This is a genomic window from Priestia sp. JV24 (genome assembly GCF_025910025.1).
GTDB classification, from domain to species: domain Bacteria; phylum Bacillota; class Bacilli; order Bacillales; family Bacillaceae_H; genus Priestia; species Priestia megaterium.
This window is the reverse complement of record NZ_JAPCIN010000009.1, coordinates 122639-137147: the sequence shown is the minus strand read 5'-3', so window position 1 is coordinate 137147 and position 14509 is coordinate 122639. Positions and strand designations below refer to the sequence as shown.

General features: G+C 37.6%; 11 protein-coding genes. 2 read left to right on the top strand and 9 right to left on the bottom strand.

Translation table 11 applies throughout. The features are described from left to right. Positions 1 to 339: 339 nt before the first annotated feature. The 4 genes from OK414_RS02930 to OK414_RS02915 form a co-directional block, all read right to left on the bottom strand. On the bottom strand, positions 340 to 1116 hold the full coding sequence (locus OK414_RS02930) for an enoyl-CoA hydratase-related protein (protein WP_034654455.1): 777 nt from the start codon (positions 1114 to 1116) through the stop codon (positions 340 to 342). A 38-nt stretch (positions 1117 to 1154) separates the two neighbouring features. Then, entirely contained in the window at positions 1155 to 2684 is a 1530-nt protein-coding gene (locus tag OK414_RS02925) for a fatty acid--CoA ligase family protein (protein WP_263045967.1), read from the bottom strand. Positions 2685 to 2853: 169 nt separating this feature from the next. Further along, entirely contained in the window at positions 2854 to 3843 is a 990-nt protein-coding gene (locus OK414_RS02920; protein ID WP_013055339.1) for a lipoate--protein ligase, read from the bottom strand. A 15-nt stretch (positions 3844 to 3858) separates the two neighbouring features. Then, positions 3859 to 4590 carry an MBL fold metallo-hydrolase gene (locus OK414_RS02915; RefSeq protein WP_016762992.1) on the bottom strand — a complete coding sequence of 244 codons (732 nt, stop codon included), beginning with the start codon at positions 4588 to 4590 and terminating at the stop codon, positions 3859 to 3861. A gap of 228 nt (positions 4591 to 4818) precedes the next feature. On the opposite strand from OK414_RS02915, the gene yhfH reads away from it, so the two are divergent. Continuing rightward, entirely contained in the window at positions 4819 to 4950 is a 132-nt protein-coding gene (gene yhfH / locus OK414_RS02910) for a protein YhfH (RefSeq protein ID WP_013055337.1), read from the top strand. Positions 4951 to 4988: 38 nt separating this feature from the next. Here yhfH and OK414_RS02905 read toward each other — a convergent pair whose 3' ends face one another. From OK414_RS02905 to OK414_RS02895, 3 genes are all read right to left on the bottom strand, one after another. After that, the gene (locus OK414_RS02905; RefSeq protein WP_034654460.1) at positions 4989 to 6572 is read right to left on the bottom strand and encodes a response regulator; all 1584 of its coding nucleotides are present in this window, start codon (positions 6570 to 6572) and stop codon (positions 4989 to 4991) included. Beyond that, on the bottom strand, positions 6550 to 8370 hold the full coding sequence (locus tag OK414_RS02900; protein WP_034656645.1) for a sensor histidine kinase: 1821 nt from the start codon (positions 8368 to 8370) through the stop codon (positions 6550 to 6552). The genes OK414_RS02905 and OK414_RS02900 overlap by 23 nt, the downstream gene beginning before the upstream one ends. 150 nt (positions 8371 to 8520) lie before the next feature. Continuing rightward, the gene (locus tag OK414_RS02895; RefSeq protein WP_034654463.1) at positions 8521 to 9810 is read right to left on the bottom strand and encodes an ABC transporter substrate-binding protein; all 1290 of its coding nucleotides are present in this window, start codon (positions 9808 to 9810) and stop codon (positions 8521 to 8523) included. Positions 9811 to 10089: 279 nt separating this feature from the next. Between OK414_RS02895 and OK414_RS02890 the strand changes: the two genes are divergently transcribed. Further along, positions 10090 to 12261 carry a peptidoglycan D,D-transpeptidase FtsI family protein gene (locus tag OK414_RS02890; RefSeq protein WP_034654466.1) on the top strand — a complete coding sequence of 724 codons (2172 nt, stop codon included), beginning with the start codon at positions 10090 to 10092 and terminating at the stop codon, positions 12259 to 12261. 52 nt (positions 12262 to 12313) lie between these two features. Here OK414_RS02890 and OK414_RS02885 read toward each other — a convergent pair whose 3' ends face one another. Then, complete coding sequence (locus tag OK414_RS02885; RefSeq protein WP_013081690.1) at positions 12314 to 12883, bottom strand: TetR/AcrR family transcriptional regulator; 570 nt, start codon at positions 12881 to 12883, stop codon at positions 12314 to 12316. 162 nt (positions 12884 to 13045) lie between these two features. Next, positions 13046 to 14467 carry a protoporphyrinogen oxidase gene (hemY, locus tag OK414_RS02880; protein ID WP_034654470.1) on the bottom strand — a complete coding sequence of 474 codons (1422 nt, stop codon included), beginning with the start codon at positions 14465 to 14467 and terminating at the stop codon, positions 13046 to 13048. Positions 14468 to 14509: the final 42 nt, after the last annotated feature.

Here is a 14509-nt window from a genome sequence, read left to right as displayed (position 1 = left end):
CCGCTCTTAAGCGACTTTATCATCTTATCAAGTTATCAACGTAATGTCAACAACTTTTTAAAATTCTTTTTTTAGCTTCGTTGTTAACGATATGTCTCAACGACGCTTTATAATAATAAAATATATTTTAACTAAAGTCAACGGTTTTTAAAGAAAAAAATTAAAAACTATTATTTATAGATTTGAACAACGACTACTGCAACGTATTATAGTAAATATTATAGACAAAAGCCAGCTGTAACTTTGTCTTCTTTGTTCCTGCGCTTTCACATATTCTTTTTTATTATTCTTTTCTTATAGAAGAAACTAAAAAAGAGCTGTCAATTAGACAGCCCTTTCTTATTTCCCTTTAAAACTAGGTCTTCTTTTCTCAGCAAATGCCTGAAGCGCCTCGAGACGATCTTCTGTCGGAATCGTTAACTCATATGCTTTTCGTTCAATTTGCAAACCAGTCTGCAAATCGGCCTTCATTCCTTCTTTGATAGCAAATTTTGCTTGCTGAAGTGCAATTGGCCCATTTTTCAATAAAAGAGAGATAAAAATATCTATTGTTTCTTCTATTTCATATCCGGGAGCCACCTTCGTTACTAGACCACATTCTTTCGCTTCTGATGCTGAGAGACGCTGAGCTGTTAAAATTAGTTCCATTGCTTTTGCTTCCCCAACTAACCGAGGGAGACGCTGTGTTCCTCCTGCTCCTGGTATAATCGCTAAACTTGTTTCCGTTAAACCCATAAGCGCTTCGGTTGAAGCAATCCGGAAATCACATGCTAAAGCCAGCTCCATTCCTCCTCCAAATGCATATCCATTGATGATTGCTATCGTTGGCTGAGGAAGCTGCTCTATCTTCGAAAACACTTCTCCTATTTTGTAAATATTGCGCTTTACCTCTTGATCAGAGAGAGTTTTACGTTCTTTTAAATCGGCCCCTACACTAAAAGACTTTTCCCCTGCCCCTTTAAACGTCACAACTCGAATATCTTTTTCAATACGAATTCCTTCAATTACTTCTTCCAATTCTTTAAGCATATCGTAATTAAAAGCATTCATCGCTTCCGGACGATTCAGTATCACATGGGCGACGTGTCCCTTCATTTCATAAGAAATAGATGACATCCTTTTACCACCTCCAAATTGGAATCGCTTTCATTTTATCACTCCTGGGATACTTGTTGCTTCAGTGCACGACGTAAAATTTTTCCCGTTGTATTTTTAGGAAGTTCTTTTAAAAATTCAATTTCACTTGGCACTTTATATTTAGCAAGGTGCTCTTTGCAGTAGGCAATAAGCTTCTCTTCCGTTATCTCTTGATTATTGCAAACCACGTAACACTTCACACATTCACCTAAGGAAGGATCAGGGACTCCAATAACAGCCACTTCTACAATATCCCGATGCGCATATAGCACTTCTTCTACTTCGCGAGGATAAACGTTATATCCTCCTACGATAATTAAATCTTTTTTACGGTCAACGATATAAAAATAACCTTCCTTATCCATTCTTGCTAAGTCACCTGTATACAGCCAACCATCTCGGAGAGCATATTCCGTGTCTTCAGGAAGCTTGTAATACCCTTTCATCACGTTAGGGCCTTTGACGATAAGTTCGCCGACTTGTCCTACTTCTACTTCTTCTCCTAGTTCGTTTACCACTTTATTTTCAACATTCATAATAGATGTGCCTATAGAACCGGCTTTTCTCTCTCGATCAATCGGATTGAAACACGTCACAGGAGAAGCCTCAGATAATCCATACCCTTCTGCTACCATTACCCCAAACTTACGTTCAAAATTGGTTAGAAGTGCCACCGGCATTGATGCCCCCCCTGATATACAAAGCCTTACCGTGTGAAAGTGCTCTTTTTTCCCTTTGTCGTGCTGAAGTAAGAAATTATACATTGTGGGAACGCCGGCAAAAATCGTCGCTTGTCGATTTTGAATTAATTCAAATATAGAAGATGGACTGAATTTTGGTTCAATTAATATCGTTCCTCCATTCATTAAAGGCGCATTCAATGAAACAGTTAAACAAAATACGTGAAACATCGGCAAAGCAGCTACGACTCGGTCATTCCCATTTATACTTAAATAATCTGCTACGTCTTGAGCATTTGAATAAATATTCTTATGTGTAAGCATAGCTCCTTTTGGTTTTCCAGTTGTTCCTGACGTATACAGAATGAGGGCCACATCTTCTTCTCTTAACTCCAGAAAATCATATGTAGCTTCCCCTCTGTTTACAACTTGCGAAAACGTGTGAAAATAAGAAGGTATATTTTCCACTGTATCTGTCGTTTCACATAAGATAACGTGTTCCAAAAATGGAGCGTGTCCAATGATTCTCTTTAAAATAGGGAGAAGTAAATCAACCGCAATAACTGCTTTTACATCTCCATCCTGAATCATGTAGCTAATTTCATCCGCTGTGTAAATAGGATTAATCGGTATAACAGTAGCTCCTACTCGAAGAGCACCGTACAATCCAATCACAAAATGAGGCGAGTTGCCGACAATCAAAGCGATATGATCTCCTTTTTTTACACCCAACTGCTTCAGACCATCAGCAAACTTAGATACCGATGCATCAAGATTTGCATAAGATGTTTCCTGGTCCATAAAAACATATGCCGATTTTTGTGGAAATTGCTCAGCTGTTTTATGAAGCTGTGCTGACAAATTCATCTCATAACTTCCTCCTTTTAATAACAAATGAATGAACACCCATTCATTATTAAGACATAATAATGTAAAAATTCTTACTTCTTCTATTCTATTATAATGTTACTGCTGTTCTATTGACAAGACTCATCTGTTTAAAAAGAAAAAAAGCCTGATGTAGCAGACTTTTTTCTTAATAGATTAATTCAACAAACTCTTCTTTTGTAATATTACCAAAATAATGTGGAATATCGATGTCTTCTAAGGCTTGTTCAATAGAAGCTTTTTCATAACGAACACCTGTTAATTTTTCCTGCACTTCCTGGACATCCCCCACTCCAAAGAAATCTCCGTAAATGGTGCAAGCATCGATTTTTCCTTTATTCACTTCTAAACGAACGTCGATTTGTCCCACAGGAAAGCGGTGAGAGTGCTGTAAGTTAAATTTAGGTGATTTTCCATAGTTCCAATCCCATGACTGATAGCGCTCTTTAGAAATTTGATGAATCGTTTCCCAATCTTTTTCCGTTAGTTTATATTCTGTTATATTTTCTTCTCCGTCAAAGATATATCGAAGCAGCATTTCTCTAAACTCTTCCACCGTTACTTTCTGTTCTAAAAATTCGCTGATATTTGCTACTCTATTTCGAATAGACTTAATGCCTTTGGATTCAATTTTATCTTTTTTTACTTTTAACGCTGATACAACGTTTTCAATCTCTGAATCAAAAAGAAGAGTTCCATGGCTGAACATTCTCCCTTTCGTTGAAAACTGAGCATTTCCAGAAATTTTCCGTCCTTCAGCCATTAAATCATTTCGTCCGCTTAGTTCGGCATTAACTCCTAATTTCTTTAACGCTTCCACGACCGGCTCGGTAAATTTTTTAAAATTATGAAAGCTATTTCCATCGTCTTTCGTAATAAAGCTGAAGTTTAAATTTCCTTTATCATGATAAACGGCACCGCCTCCAGACAGACGTCTCACTACATGAATTTGCTGATCTTCAACATATTTTGTATTAATCTCCTCAATGGTGTTCTGGTTTTTTCCAATAATAATAGAAGGTTCATTAATATAAAACAGCAGATATGTCTCATTAATGTCTAGATGCTTGAGCGCATACTCTTCAATTGCTAAGTTAATTCGGGGATCATAATTTTTTTGATTATCAATAAATAACATTCATTTTCCTCCTTGTTATTCCCATACATATCCTGATTCAGCTAACGTAAGCGTACCTCTATAATGAGCAGCGGCTTCCTCTACTAGCTGTTGATGTTCTCCATAGTGCGGAAGGTGAGTAAGCATGAGGTGTTTGACACTTGCTTTTGAAGCAAGTGTACCGGCTTCTGTGCTTGTCATGTGTCCAGCGCCTCTTCCATCTTGATTGGCATAAAAATTACATTCACAAATAAGAAGATCTGCTTCTTCTGAGAAGGAAACAAACTCTTCTAAATAACTAGAGTCCGCTGTGTACACGACAGTTTGATTGCCGGCACTTATTCTCATGGCATAACAAACGACTGGATGTTTCGTTTTCATAAATTCGATGGTAAAAGGCCCAACTTCAAGTTTTTGACTCGGATCATACTCTACCCCTTTAGTAATTCCTTTATGAGTAAGTTTGTTGAAGCTTTCCTGATCATATGTATGTCCGTAAATAGAAAGTTCCTGAACAGCGTTTCCTAGATGAGTCTGAATGAGGCGTGCATATTGAAATACTCCGACATCAGCCACGTGATCATGATGATAATGAGATAAAATCATAGCATCTATTTCTTCTGGCTTTGCATATTTTTGCAGCTGAGCCAATGCACCGCTTCCACAATCAACAAGCAGCTGAAATCCATCGTGCTCCACTAAATAGCTAGAAGTAGCTTCTGAAACCGCAGGATATCCTCCCCAAAAACCAATAACAGTTACTTTCATTTCAATCACCCTTTCGTACTATTTTTATTACGTTCAGTATACCCTACTTTTTTTTGAAAACTAACTGAAAGACACTCGTTTCGGTCATTTTATCGAAATAACTCATTGTTATATAACAAATAACCACTTAGAATAGCAAAATAGGCTAAATTGTTATAAAACATAATTGACATTTTATCATCTGTTATAATACAATGTTAGTAACAAAAACAACGGAGGGGATTTAAAATGTTAGAAAAAATGACTGAATTTTTCAAAAGATTACCCAATAAAAAGTGCGTAGAATGCGGAAACGACATTGAGGAACAGCATGAATGCTACGGAAACAAATGTGATCACTGTCTAGATATCATGAAATAAAAAAAGCTGAAACTGTTATAAAACAGTTTCAGCTTTTTTTATACGGTCAAACTGCGATACTCATTTGGCGTAATGCCTTCTACTTTTTTAAACACTTTTCGAAAGTATTTATCATCATGATATCCAATCATATTCGCAATTTCATAGATTTTTAGTTCTTCATTTAGTAAAAGTGATTTGGCTTTATTCATTCTGACTTTCACCATATAATCTGAAATGTTTTCTTGAAATTCTTGCTTAAACTTTCTCGAAATGTATTCACGGCTTAGATAGAAACGTTCCGATATTTCTTGAAGCTTCACATCTCGATGAAAATTTTGCTGCAAATATTGTTCGATTTCATAAATAACGTCGCGATTGTTTTGCTTGCTATACCTTTTTACTACTTTTAAAAATCGCTTTACTTCACGCTTCTTCCTCTCTACATACTTTGCTAGCTGAAACTGCCCATCTTGGTTATAGAAGAAAGAAAGGACATATTCAGGACCGTTATTTATCGTATAAGGAATGTGATATCTTTTTAACCAATGCTGGCTTAACAGCTGATATTCCTGCTCAAAATGCAGAATTTGCTTTAATGAGAGATAATTTTGCGCTTCAAAAGCTGTGATAATTTCGTTGAATACCGGCAAAAAGGCTTCAAACTTCCCGACTTGCAGCGCTTCTTCAATTTTACTGTTATAGTCCATCATATTTATTAATAAAGCACTTGCTAAAACGTCTTGCTCGCCGTAGACCTTCACTTTATTTTGATCAAGAACATTGCTTAATAAAAGCGAATTTTTCGCATCTTCATAGGATTTCATTAGCTGATCAATAGAAGAAACTTTGCACCCTCTTGCAATCCGACAGCTCACGTCTAACGTACGGCGAATGGCTGTATGTAAAGTCGTCAGTAAAGAGGTTATGCGTTCAAAATCATTCCAAAATATAATGATAATTTCCCACTTATTTGATAAATAACGGAAGGCTACCCCATTTTCTTCTTCCATCAGCATTTCATTGATTACATTTAAAATTGAAAAATAGGCTAAATCCCGGTCACCGCCAAAAGAACGAATGATAGATTCATCTACACGTACAATCCCCACTTCATATTCTCTAGTCAGATGGAAACCAAACTCTTCATAGATTGATTGATTTAGCAAATAATTGTTCATTAACTGCGTCAGTTTTCGATCTCGATAAATCGGCTTCATTTCATTGATTAAACGATAGCTGCTATTATGAACTTTTCTGGACTCTTCTTCTTTCTTCCATTGGGTTACAGCTCGTACAAGCGTATCGTTTAAAATCGAAGGATCCACTGGCTTTAGAATGTAATCCGTGCTTCCAAAATGAATAGCTTTACGCATATAGTGGTAGTCATCATACCCTGTTACCACAATCGTTTTGCTAGAAGGTGAATTCTCTTTAATCCACTCCAACAAAGCAATTCCATCGATATTAGGCATCTTCATATCAGTAAAAATGATTTCCGGTTCATGATCCTCGATAAGCGCAATCGCTTGCTCACCGCTATCAGCTTCTATCACATCTGTAATTTCATGCTCTTCCCACTGTCCAAGCAGCTTTATTCCTTCTCTTACATGCTCTTCATCATCCACGATTAATACTTTCATCACTATCCCTCTTTTCTTCAATTGTTGTTAGCTTTATGACAACGGTAAAATCGTGATTTTCTTGACTGCTAATTTGCATTGAAGCATGATCTCCATAGTAGATGCGAAGTCGTTCATAAATGTTTTGCAACCCAATATGCTCATCTGTTTGATTATACGATTGCTGAAGTCTCGTTTTTAATTGATTCAACTCTTGTTGCCCTATCCCTTTTCCGTTATCAGAAACAGTTAGAATCAGTTCTTCACCGTTCAACTCCGCTGAAATCAACAGCTTTCCGCTTCCTGTACGGGTTTCTAATCCATGCTTAAAAGAATTCTCAACAAGAGGCTGCAAAATCATTTTCGGTATTCGCATAAGCTCTGCTTCTTTTTCGATATTTAACTCATACTCAAACTTTGAACCAAACCGCTGCTTTTGCAGACTTAAGAAAGCTTTTACGTGATCGACTTCTTGCTTTAAGCTAACGATATCCTCTTTCATATTCATGCTGTAACGCATAATGTGGGAAAGTGAGGTTAATAAAGAATATACTTCAACTGCTTTATGCTTAAGAGCAAGAGTTCCAATCGATTGAAATGCGTTGTATAAAAAATGCGGATTAATTTGTGACTGCAGCACTTTTAGCTGCGTTGATTTATTTTCTAATTCCAATCGAAATTTACGTTCAATCAAGTCATTAATTGTTTCTACCATAGAGGTAAAATGCCTTCCTAAAACACCAAATTCATCGTTTCCAAGCGACTTAAACCGCACCTCAAATGATCCTTTTTCCACTTCTTTCATATTGCGAATCAATACGTTAATCGGCTGTGTAAAACGTACTGATATAAAAAGCGTAGCGATAACGAGCATACACAAAAATGGCAGGCCAATTAATACATTCATAAGTGCTGTCTTTCTTGCATCCTCATATAAAACACTGTAAGGAATTCGTTTCACCATGTACAAGTCCTCAAAGGGCTGTTTAAGCTTTTCATACATTAATACGCCTGAGAAGCTTTTATCTTCCCATTCCATACTATGGTCTTTTTGAGAAGTGAGCGCCTTCACCCACGCGTAGTTTTCATTTTTTCCAATAACCTTTGAATCAGAGGAATACAAAACCTTACCTTTATTGTTCATTAAATAAAAATCTTCTGACTCTTCATTATATAGACGCTGCGATATAGATTGAATTTGTGTCATATTAATGTCTAAAGATAGATAAGCTAACAACTTGTCTGATGGAATCTCATCAATCCGCTGATGAAAGCTAATAACTTGATTCGGCAGTGAATCAATTAACGTTGATAAATTATTGTAGCTATAAATTTCATGGGTAGGCTCAATCACAAGAAATTTATGATTTTTATTTAAATAAGAATAGTAAGGCTGAGTGTAAATATCATCATACTTCCCTCTGCTGCTCACTTTCGAATTATAAGCTGTATATGAGTCATGCCCGTTTTCAATGTAAAGATGGAGCTGTTCAATCTCTGGACGAGTATTATATAAATAAAGAAGAGTTCGTGATATTTCCAGTTGATTGGCTCCTAAGTCACTTGATACACCTTCATCTAACACTTTAATAAATGGGTGGTAGCCGTACAGCCTTTTTGTAATATTAGCAATTTCATTTAAGTAATCGCTCAAATCATTGCTTCCATTTTTAATAACTTGATAGTTGGTAGAAATAAATCGGTTCTTAACCGTTTCTTTTGTGTATTGATACGTAAAAATCGTCGAAATTAAAAATGGAATAACCGTTGCGAATAAGAAAAACAAAATTAATTTCTTGCGTATGCTCCAGCCTTTCACAAATAACCTCCTTTGACTAATGTCATACATTATGACTATTATTATACATTAAAAGCGCTTTCAATTAACTATTATTTTTTCATAACTTATGAATCTAACCAGCTATTTTTTCACATCAAAAAGTCCGCGTTTTCCACGCGGACTTCTTGTTTATTTTTTCATTTTTGCCCAAATTGTATCTAATTTCTTCATAAACTCTTCTTCTGTCATTTGCTTACCTGCGTAAGACTGCATTGCTGCGCCGACTTCTTGAACCGTTCCTTCCGGATACTTAAACCAGTTCCAAGATAATGTTTTACCTTCTTCAGAGTATTTTAAGATATCATCAGATAAAGAATCAATTCCTTTTCCATCGATGTTTTTGAACGCTGGAATGAACTTGAACTTTTCAACTAAGAATTTTTGACCCTCTTTAGAAGAAACCATCCAATTTAAGAATTCCTTCGCTGCTTTTTTATCTGCATCTGGGGCATTTTTGTTTACTACCCAGTTATTTGGAACTCCGATTGCTAGTTTATCATTTTTCTTTGCATCGTTGCTGATTGGCATTGGAATAAAGCCCATTTTCATGTCCGGATTAATTTTCGTAATCATATTTACCGTCCAGTTACCTTGTTGCATCATTGCTGTTTCACCAGAAGCAAATTGAGTAACTTGTGTATTGTAGTCTGTCGTTAGTGGATTTTTATTTCCATACTTTAACGTTAAATCGAACAGATTCATAAATTGCTTAAACGTTTCATTGCCTTCAAATTTTGCCTTGCCTTCGTTTAGACCTTTAATAAACGCATCTGGATCGTCTTGCTGTGCCATTGGAATATTAAATAAGTGGTTACCTAGCACCCACCACTCGCCGTATCCATTAGAAAATGGCGTAATTCCTTTTGCTTTAAGCTTTTTAGAAGCTGCTTCTAATTCTGGCAGCGTTTTAGGTAATTCTTTAATGCCTGCTTTTTCAAATAAATCTTTATTATAAATAAAACCATAACCTTCTAAGTTTAGCGGCTGACCATAAATTTTCCCGTCCATTGTCATCGGTTCTTTGGCGATATCATACAGATTATCTACCCACGGCTGATCAGATAAATCTTCTAATTTATCCTTCCACGTTTGCGCTTCTTGGAACCCTCCATTGTTAAAGATATCAGGTTCATTTCCAGAGGCAAACTGTGCTTTTAATGCTGCACCATAGTCCGCGCCTCCGCCGACTGTTTGGATGTTAAACTTTACGTTTGGATGTTCTTTTGTATATTCATCCGTTAATTCTTTCAGCTGATCTGCAATTTCCACTTTGAACTGGAACATATCAATAACAACTTGATCACCTGAGCCTGTTGATTTACTTGCTTTTGAATCCGTACCTGAGTTTGAACATGCTGTCGCAAATAAAAGTGATGTTGCTAACACGCCAGACATTATTGAAAGCCTTTTCATTTTCATTCGTTTTGCCCCCCTTGATATCTATCTCTCTTTATTTTACCGATTCTAGGACATTTGAACAGGTAACAATATTGAACAACCGAGTGGAAAATATTGAACACTCCCTTCAGCACCCTTCGACAGATCTCTCTTCTTTCGCAAAAATTTCTATAAATTTTTTGTCTGTTTTATTCCACCTAATAACATTTATAGACAAAATTATGTTAATATGTAGAGTGATAGATTCATAAGAAAATTTATGAATTTTTTAACTTGTATAAACAAAGTGAAGGGGTTTACATGAAAACTAAAAAGCGCAAAAAAACACATGTCTCATTTCGAATTAACTGGCTGTTTATTGTGGTTTTCCTGCTTTTTTCTGCACTCATTTTACGATTAGGCTTCGTACAGATCGTGTACGGAGAGAACTATAAACGAGAAGTTGAAAAAACAGAAGATGAAACGGTAGATTCACCGGTTCCTCGCGGAAAGATGCTAGACCGCTATGACCGCGTTATCGTGGATAATAAACCGTTGAACGCTGTCACGTACACGCGTTTGAAAGGCGTCACTCAAGAAGACAAGCTAAAAGTAGCTAAAAAGCTTGCTACTCTTATTGATGTTCCTGTTACAACAGACGTGTTTGGCAAATCGAATAAAAAGAAAGATAAAAATACGATTAAGCTAACAGAACGCGACTTAAAAGATTACTGGATTGCAACTCATCCAAAAGCAGCAGCGAAAAAAATTACCGCAGCGGATAAGCAAAAAGTAAAAGAAGGTCAACTTTCTGAAGACGATTTATACCCTCTTCAGCTAAAGCGCATCACAAAAAACGAACTTTTATCGGTGAAAGATGACCTTGAAGTGATTGCTATTAAAAGTAAGATGGAAGGCGGCTACGCGTTAACCGCTCAAATTATTAAAAGCGGATTAACCGATAAAGAGCTTGCCGTCATTAGTGAGCAGCTGGGTGAATTACCAGGCGTTGATACGACAACTTACTGGGACCGTATGTATACATACGACGGCTTACTTAGCACGCTGCTTGGTAAAATCACATCAGCTGATGAAGGATTGCCAAGCGAAAACTTACAGTACTATTTATCACACGGCTACAGCCGTAACGACCGAGTAGGAAAAAGTTATTTAGAAAAGCAGTACGAAGACGTTCTTCGCGGTCAAAAAGCCCGCGTGCAAAACGTAACGGACCGCTCTGGCAACCTAGTGAGCCAAGAGACCGTTACTGAAGGTCAGCGCGGCAGTGACTTAATTTTAACAATTGATATGGAACTTCAAAAACAAGTCGAAGATATTTTAACAAAAGCTGTGACATCTGGAGCAGCTGGTTCACGATTAATGGACCGAGCGTTTGCTATTATGATGGACCCTCACACGGGAGACATTTTAGCAATGGGTGGAAAACAGCTCGTTACAGATAAAAAGACGGGAGCACGAAAAGTACAAGATTTTGCTCTTGGTAACATGACCACTTCTTATGAAGTAGGTTCGGCTGTAAAAGGAGCTACTGTTCTTGCAGGTCTTGACTCAGGCGCTATTCAGCCCGGAACGGTGTTTTATGATGCACCGATGACATTTGCTGGAGGCACTAAGAAAAAGTCTTCACATAATATGGGAGCTACCGGAATCCAAAAAGCTCTAGAACAATCATCAAACGTGTTCATGTACCGCACGGTTATGAGCATGGCTGGTGAAACGTACCGCCCTGGCGGCAGACTGAACATTCCACCGTCTATCTTTAATAAGCTGCGCTCATACTATAGCCAGTTTGGTCTTGGAATTTCAACGGGCATCGAATTAGAAAACGAATCAACCGGTATTCGCAATACCGTAACAAATGAACCAGGTAAAGCGCTGGATTTTGGTATTGGACAATATGATACGTACACACCGCTTCAGCTTGTTCAATACATTTCAACGATTGCAAACGGTGGATATCGCATGAAGCCACATCTAGTAAAAGAAATTCGTGAGCCTGAGCTTGATAGCGAACTAAAAGGAAGCGTACAAAGCTCTTTTGAGCCGGAAGTATTAAACCGTATTACAATGAGCCAATCGGAAATTGACATTGTTAAGGAAGGCTTCCGCCGCGTAGTCACAAGCTCACATGGTACAGGGCGTTTACTTAACACTGGAAAATATCGTCAGTATAACATTGCTGGTAAATCCGGGACAGCTGAAACCTTTAACAAAGGCGTAAGCGTCCGTAACTCTACATTCGTTTCATACGCGCCTTATGATAATCCGGAAGTAGCAGTAGCAGTTGTCATCCCTTCTGCTTATGTAGCAGGTACATCTAATACGTTAAGTAAAACTATTACAGGCGATTCTATTAAAGCTTACTTCGATCTTAAAAAAGAAGGCGAAAAAGAAGTAGAGCAAAAAGAAGAAGATGCAAAAACAGGAAATACAGAATTAAACGGTGTAAAAAAAGATGATAATGAACAATAAAAAAGGTCTCGTCATGAGACCTTTTTTGTTTTTTCTATAAAAAAAGCCCATCTCACTGAGACAGACCGCGTAAAAAGTATAGTTCAATTAATTCAGCAATTTTTTCTTCTGAAAGCGGCTCATGCCGTTTTTCCCAATCGTAGACGAGTGCAATGTACATTTTAAATAGTAAAAAAGCTGTAAGCTCCGGGTTGCACGGTTTGATTTCTTTTTTAGAAATCGCAATTTCGATTTTGTTTTTTATATAAGTCAAAATCTCTTCTTCTACTCGCACCAGTACTTCTTGCACTGCTGTAGTGCCTAACTGCTGTTCCTGTACCAGCTTCAGCATGAGCTGATGCTCGGTGCGGAATTCCAAGATTCTAAAAATGGCTGCTTGGGCATTTTCAAAAAAAGGACGGTTGCTATCAATGACAGTTTCAGCTGCATCTGTCATTTCTCGAATCATTCGTGTCACAATTTCATCGAATAACTCTTCTTTGTTTTTAAAAAAAGTATAAATCGTTCCTTTTCCGACATTTGCAAGCTTCGCCACTTGCTCCATAGTCGTTGCTTTATATCCAAACAGCGCAAATGATTTTGACGCTGCATCAACAACTGATTGCTTTCGGTCTATAGCCACGTTATCCTCTTCTTTCTGACCAAATGAATATTCCAGTCAATAAGTACGGTTTTACTATAGCATAAGTTTCTTTTGCTTTTCAACCACAATCTTTTCTCTTAGTATAACCTTTCTCTACAGGTAGTAGACAAAAAAGCGGAGCATTGATTCACCGCTCCACTTCTACAGTTGCTGCACATATTTAACCGCTTTTTTAGCCACATCTTCTCCTTGCTCTACACATTCTGGTATACCCAGACCTTCGTATGAGCTTCCCGCTACATAAAGACCGGCCAGCTCTTTTTCAAGCTGTTCGTTCATCGTATCTAGCATATCGTGATGTCCGACCGTATACTGAGGCATTGACTGCTTCCATCTCGTTACCGCGTAAAATTCAGGCTCAGCAGAAATTGTAATGAGCTTCTTCAAATCCTCCAGGACAATTTTGAAAATTTCATCGTCAGGCTGATCCACCACAGCTTCATCCCCGGTTCGTCCAACTAAACATCTCAGCAGCACTTTTCCTTCCGGAACCGCATGCGGCCACTTTTTATTTAGCCATGTGCACGCCGTAATCGTGTAATCGCTATTTCTTGAAACGGCGATGTTCATTGCATCTAGATTGTCTTGCAGCGCTTCTTGTGCAAAGGCTATCACAACAGTAGCTACTGAAGTGGAAGGCATATGCTTCAACGGTTCGAATATTTTATATTCCGAAAGCATAGACTGAGCAGCTGCATGAGGAGAAGTTACAATAACGCTATCTGCTTTTATTACTTTCCCGCTATTTAACGATAATTCGTATGTGGTATCTTCTTTGTGAATTTTTTCTACTTTTATTCCTTTTGTAATAATATCAGGGTCTATTGCTTTTTCTACCCCATCCACTAGCGATTGCAGACCTTCTTTTAACGTTAAAAAGACGCTATTTTTTTTAAACTCCGAATCCTCACCGTGCTGTGGATGAATTTCTTTTAGCTTTTTCATTCCGACAATTAAGCTTCTGTACTTATGTTCAGCATGCAGAAACTGTGGAAATGTCGATCGTAAACTCAAACGATCAACGTCTCCTGCGTAAATTCCTGATAATAGAGGCTCAATCAAATTTTCAACAACTTCATCACCAAACCGTCTTCTAAAAAATACGCCTAGCGAACGGTCATCCTGATTTTTTGTCTTCGGTATAAAAAAATCAGCTGCTGCGCGCAGCTTGCCAACAGGTGAAAATAACCCTGTTGTGATAAAAGGAGATAACTTGGTTGGTATCCCCATTACAGCACCATCAGGCAGCGCATGCGGTGTATCTTTTACTAGAATATAGGATTTCCCCTTTTCATTTCCGACTAGCTCCCTACCTAACCCTACTTCTTTTGCCAGTTTTGTAGCAGCTAGCTTACGCGCTAAAAATGAATCAGGACCTTTTTCAAATAAATACCCGTCTCGTTTGACCGTTTGAATTTTTCCACCAAGCCGATGCGTCGCTTCTATTAGTTGAAGATCAATTGGCAGCTGATGATCCTTTATTTTTTTTTGCACATAATAGGCAGCTGAAAGACCTGTTATTCCTCCACCGATGATGACAACCTTTTTTCGTCTATCCGTCATGTTATCATCGCCTTTTCTGTAAAATTCAATATAAAGAGAAGC

Coding starts and splice junctions, on each gene's coding strand:
- OK414_RS02930 (WP_034654455.1), bottom strand. CDS start 1,116: ATGTCATCTATTTCTTATGAAATGAAGGGACACGTCGCCCATGTGATA.
- OK414_RS02925 (WP_263045967.1), bottom strand. CDS start 2,684: ATGAATTTGTCAGCACAGCTTCATAAAACAGCTGAGCAATTTCCACAA.
- OK414_RS02920 (WP_013055339.1), bottom strand. CDS start 3,843: ATGTTATTTATTGATAATCAAAAAAATTATGATCCCCGAATTAACTTA.
- OK414_RS02915 (WP_016762992.1), bottom strand. CDS start 4,590: ATGAAAGTAACTGTTATTGGTTTTTGGGGAGGATATCCTGCGGTTTCA.
- yhfH (WP_013055337.1), top strand. CDS start 4,819: ATGTTAGAAAAAATGACTGAATTTTTCAAAAGATTACCCAATAAAAAG.
- OK414_RS02905 (WP_034654460.1), bottom strand. CDS start 6,572: ATGAAAGTATTAATCGTGGATGATGAAGAGCATGTAAGAGAAGGAATA.
- OK414_RS02895 (WP_034654463.1), bottom strand. CDS start 9,810: ATGAAAATGAAAAGGCTTTCAATAATGTCTGGCGTGTTAGCAACATCA.
- OK414_RS02890 (WP_034654466.1), top strand. CDS start 10,090: ATGAAAACTAAAAAGCGCAAAAAAACACATGTCTCATTTCGAATTAAC.
- hemY (WP_034654470.1), bottom strand. CDS start 14,467: ATGACGGATAGACGAAAAAAGGTTGTCATCATCGGTGGAGGAATAACA.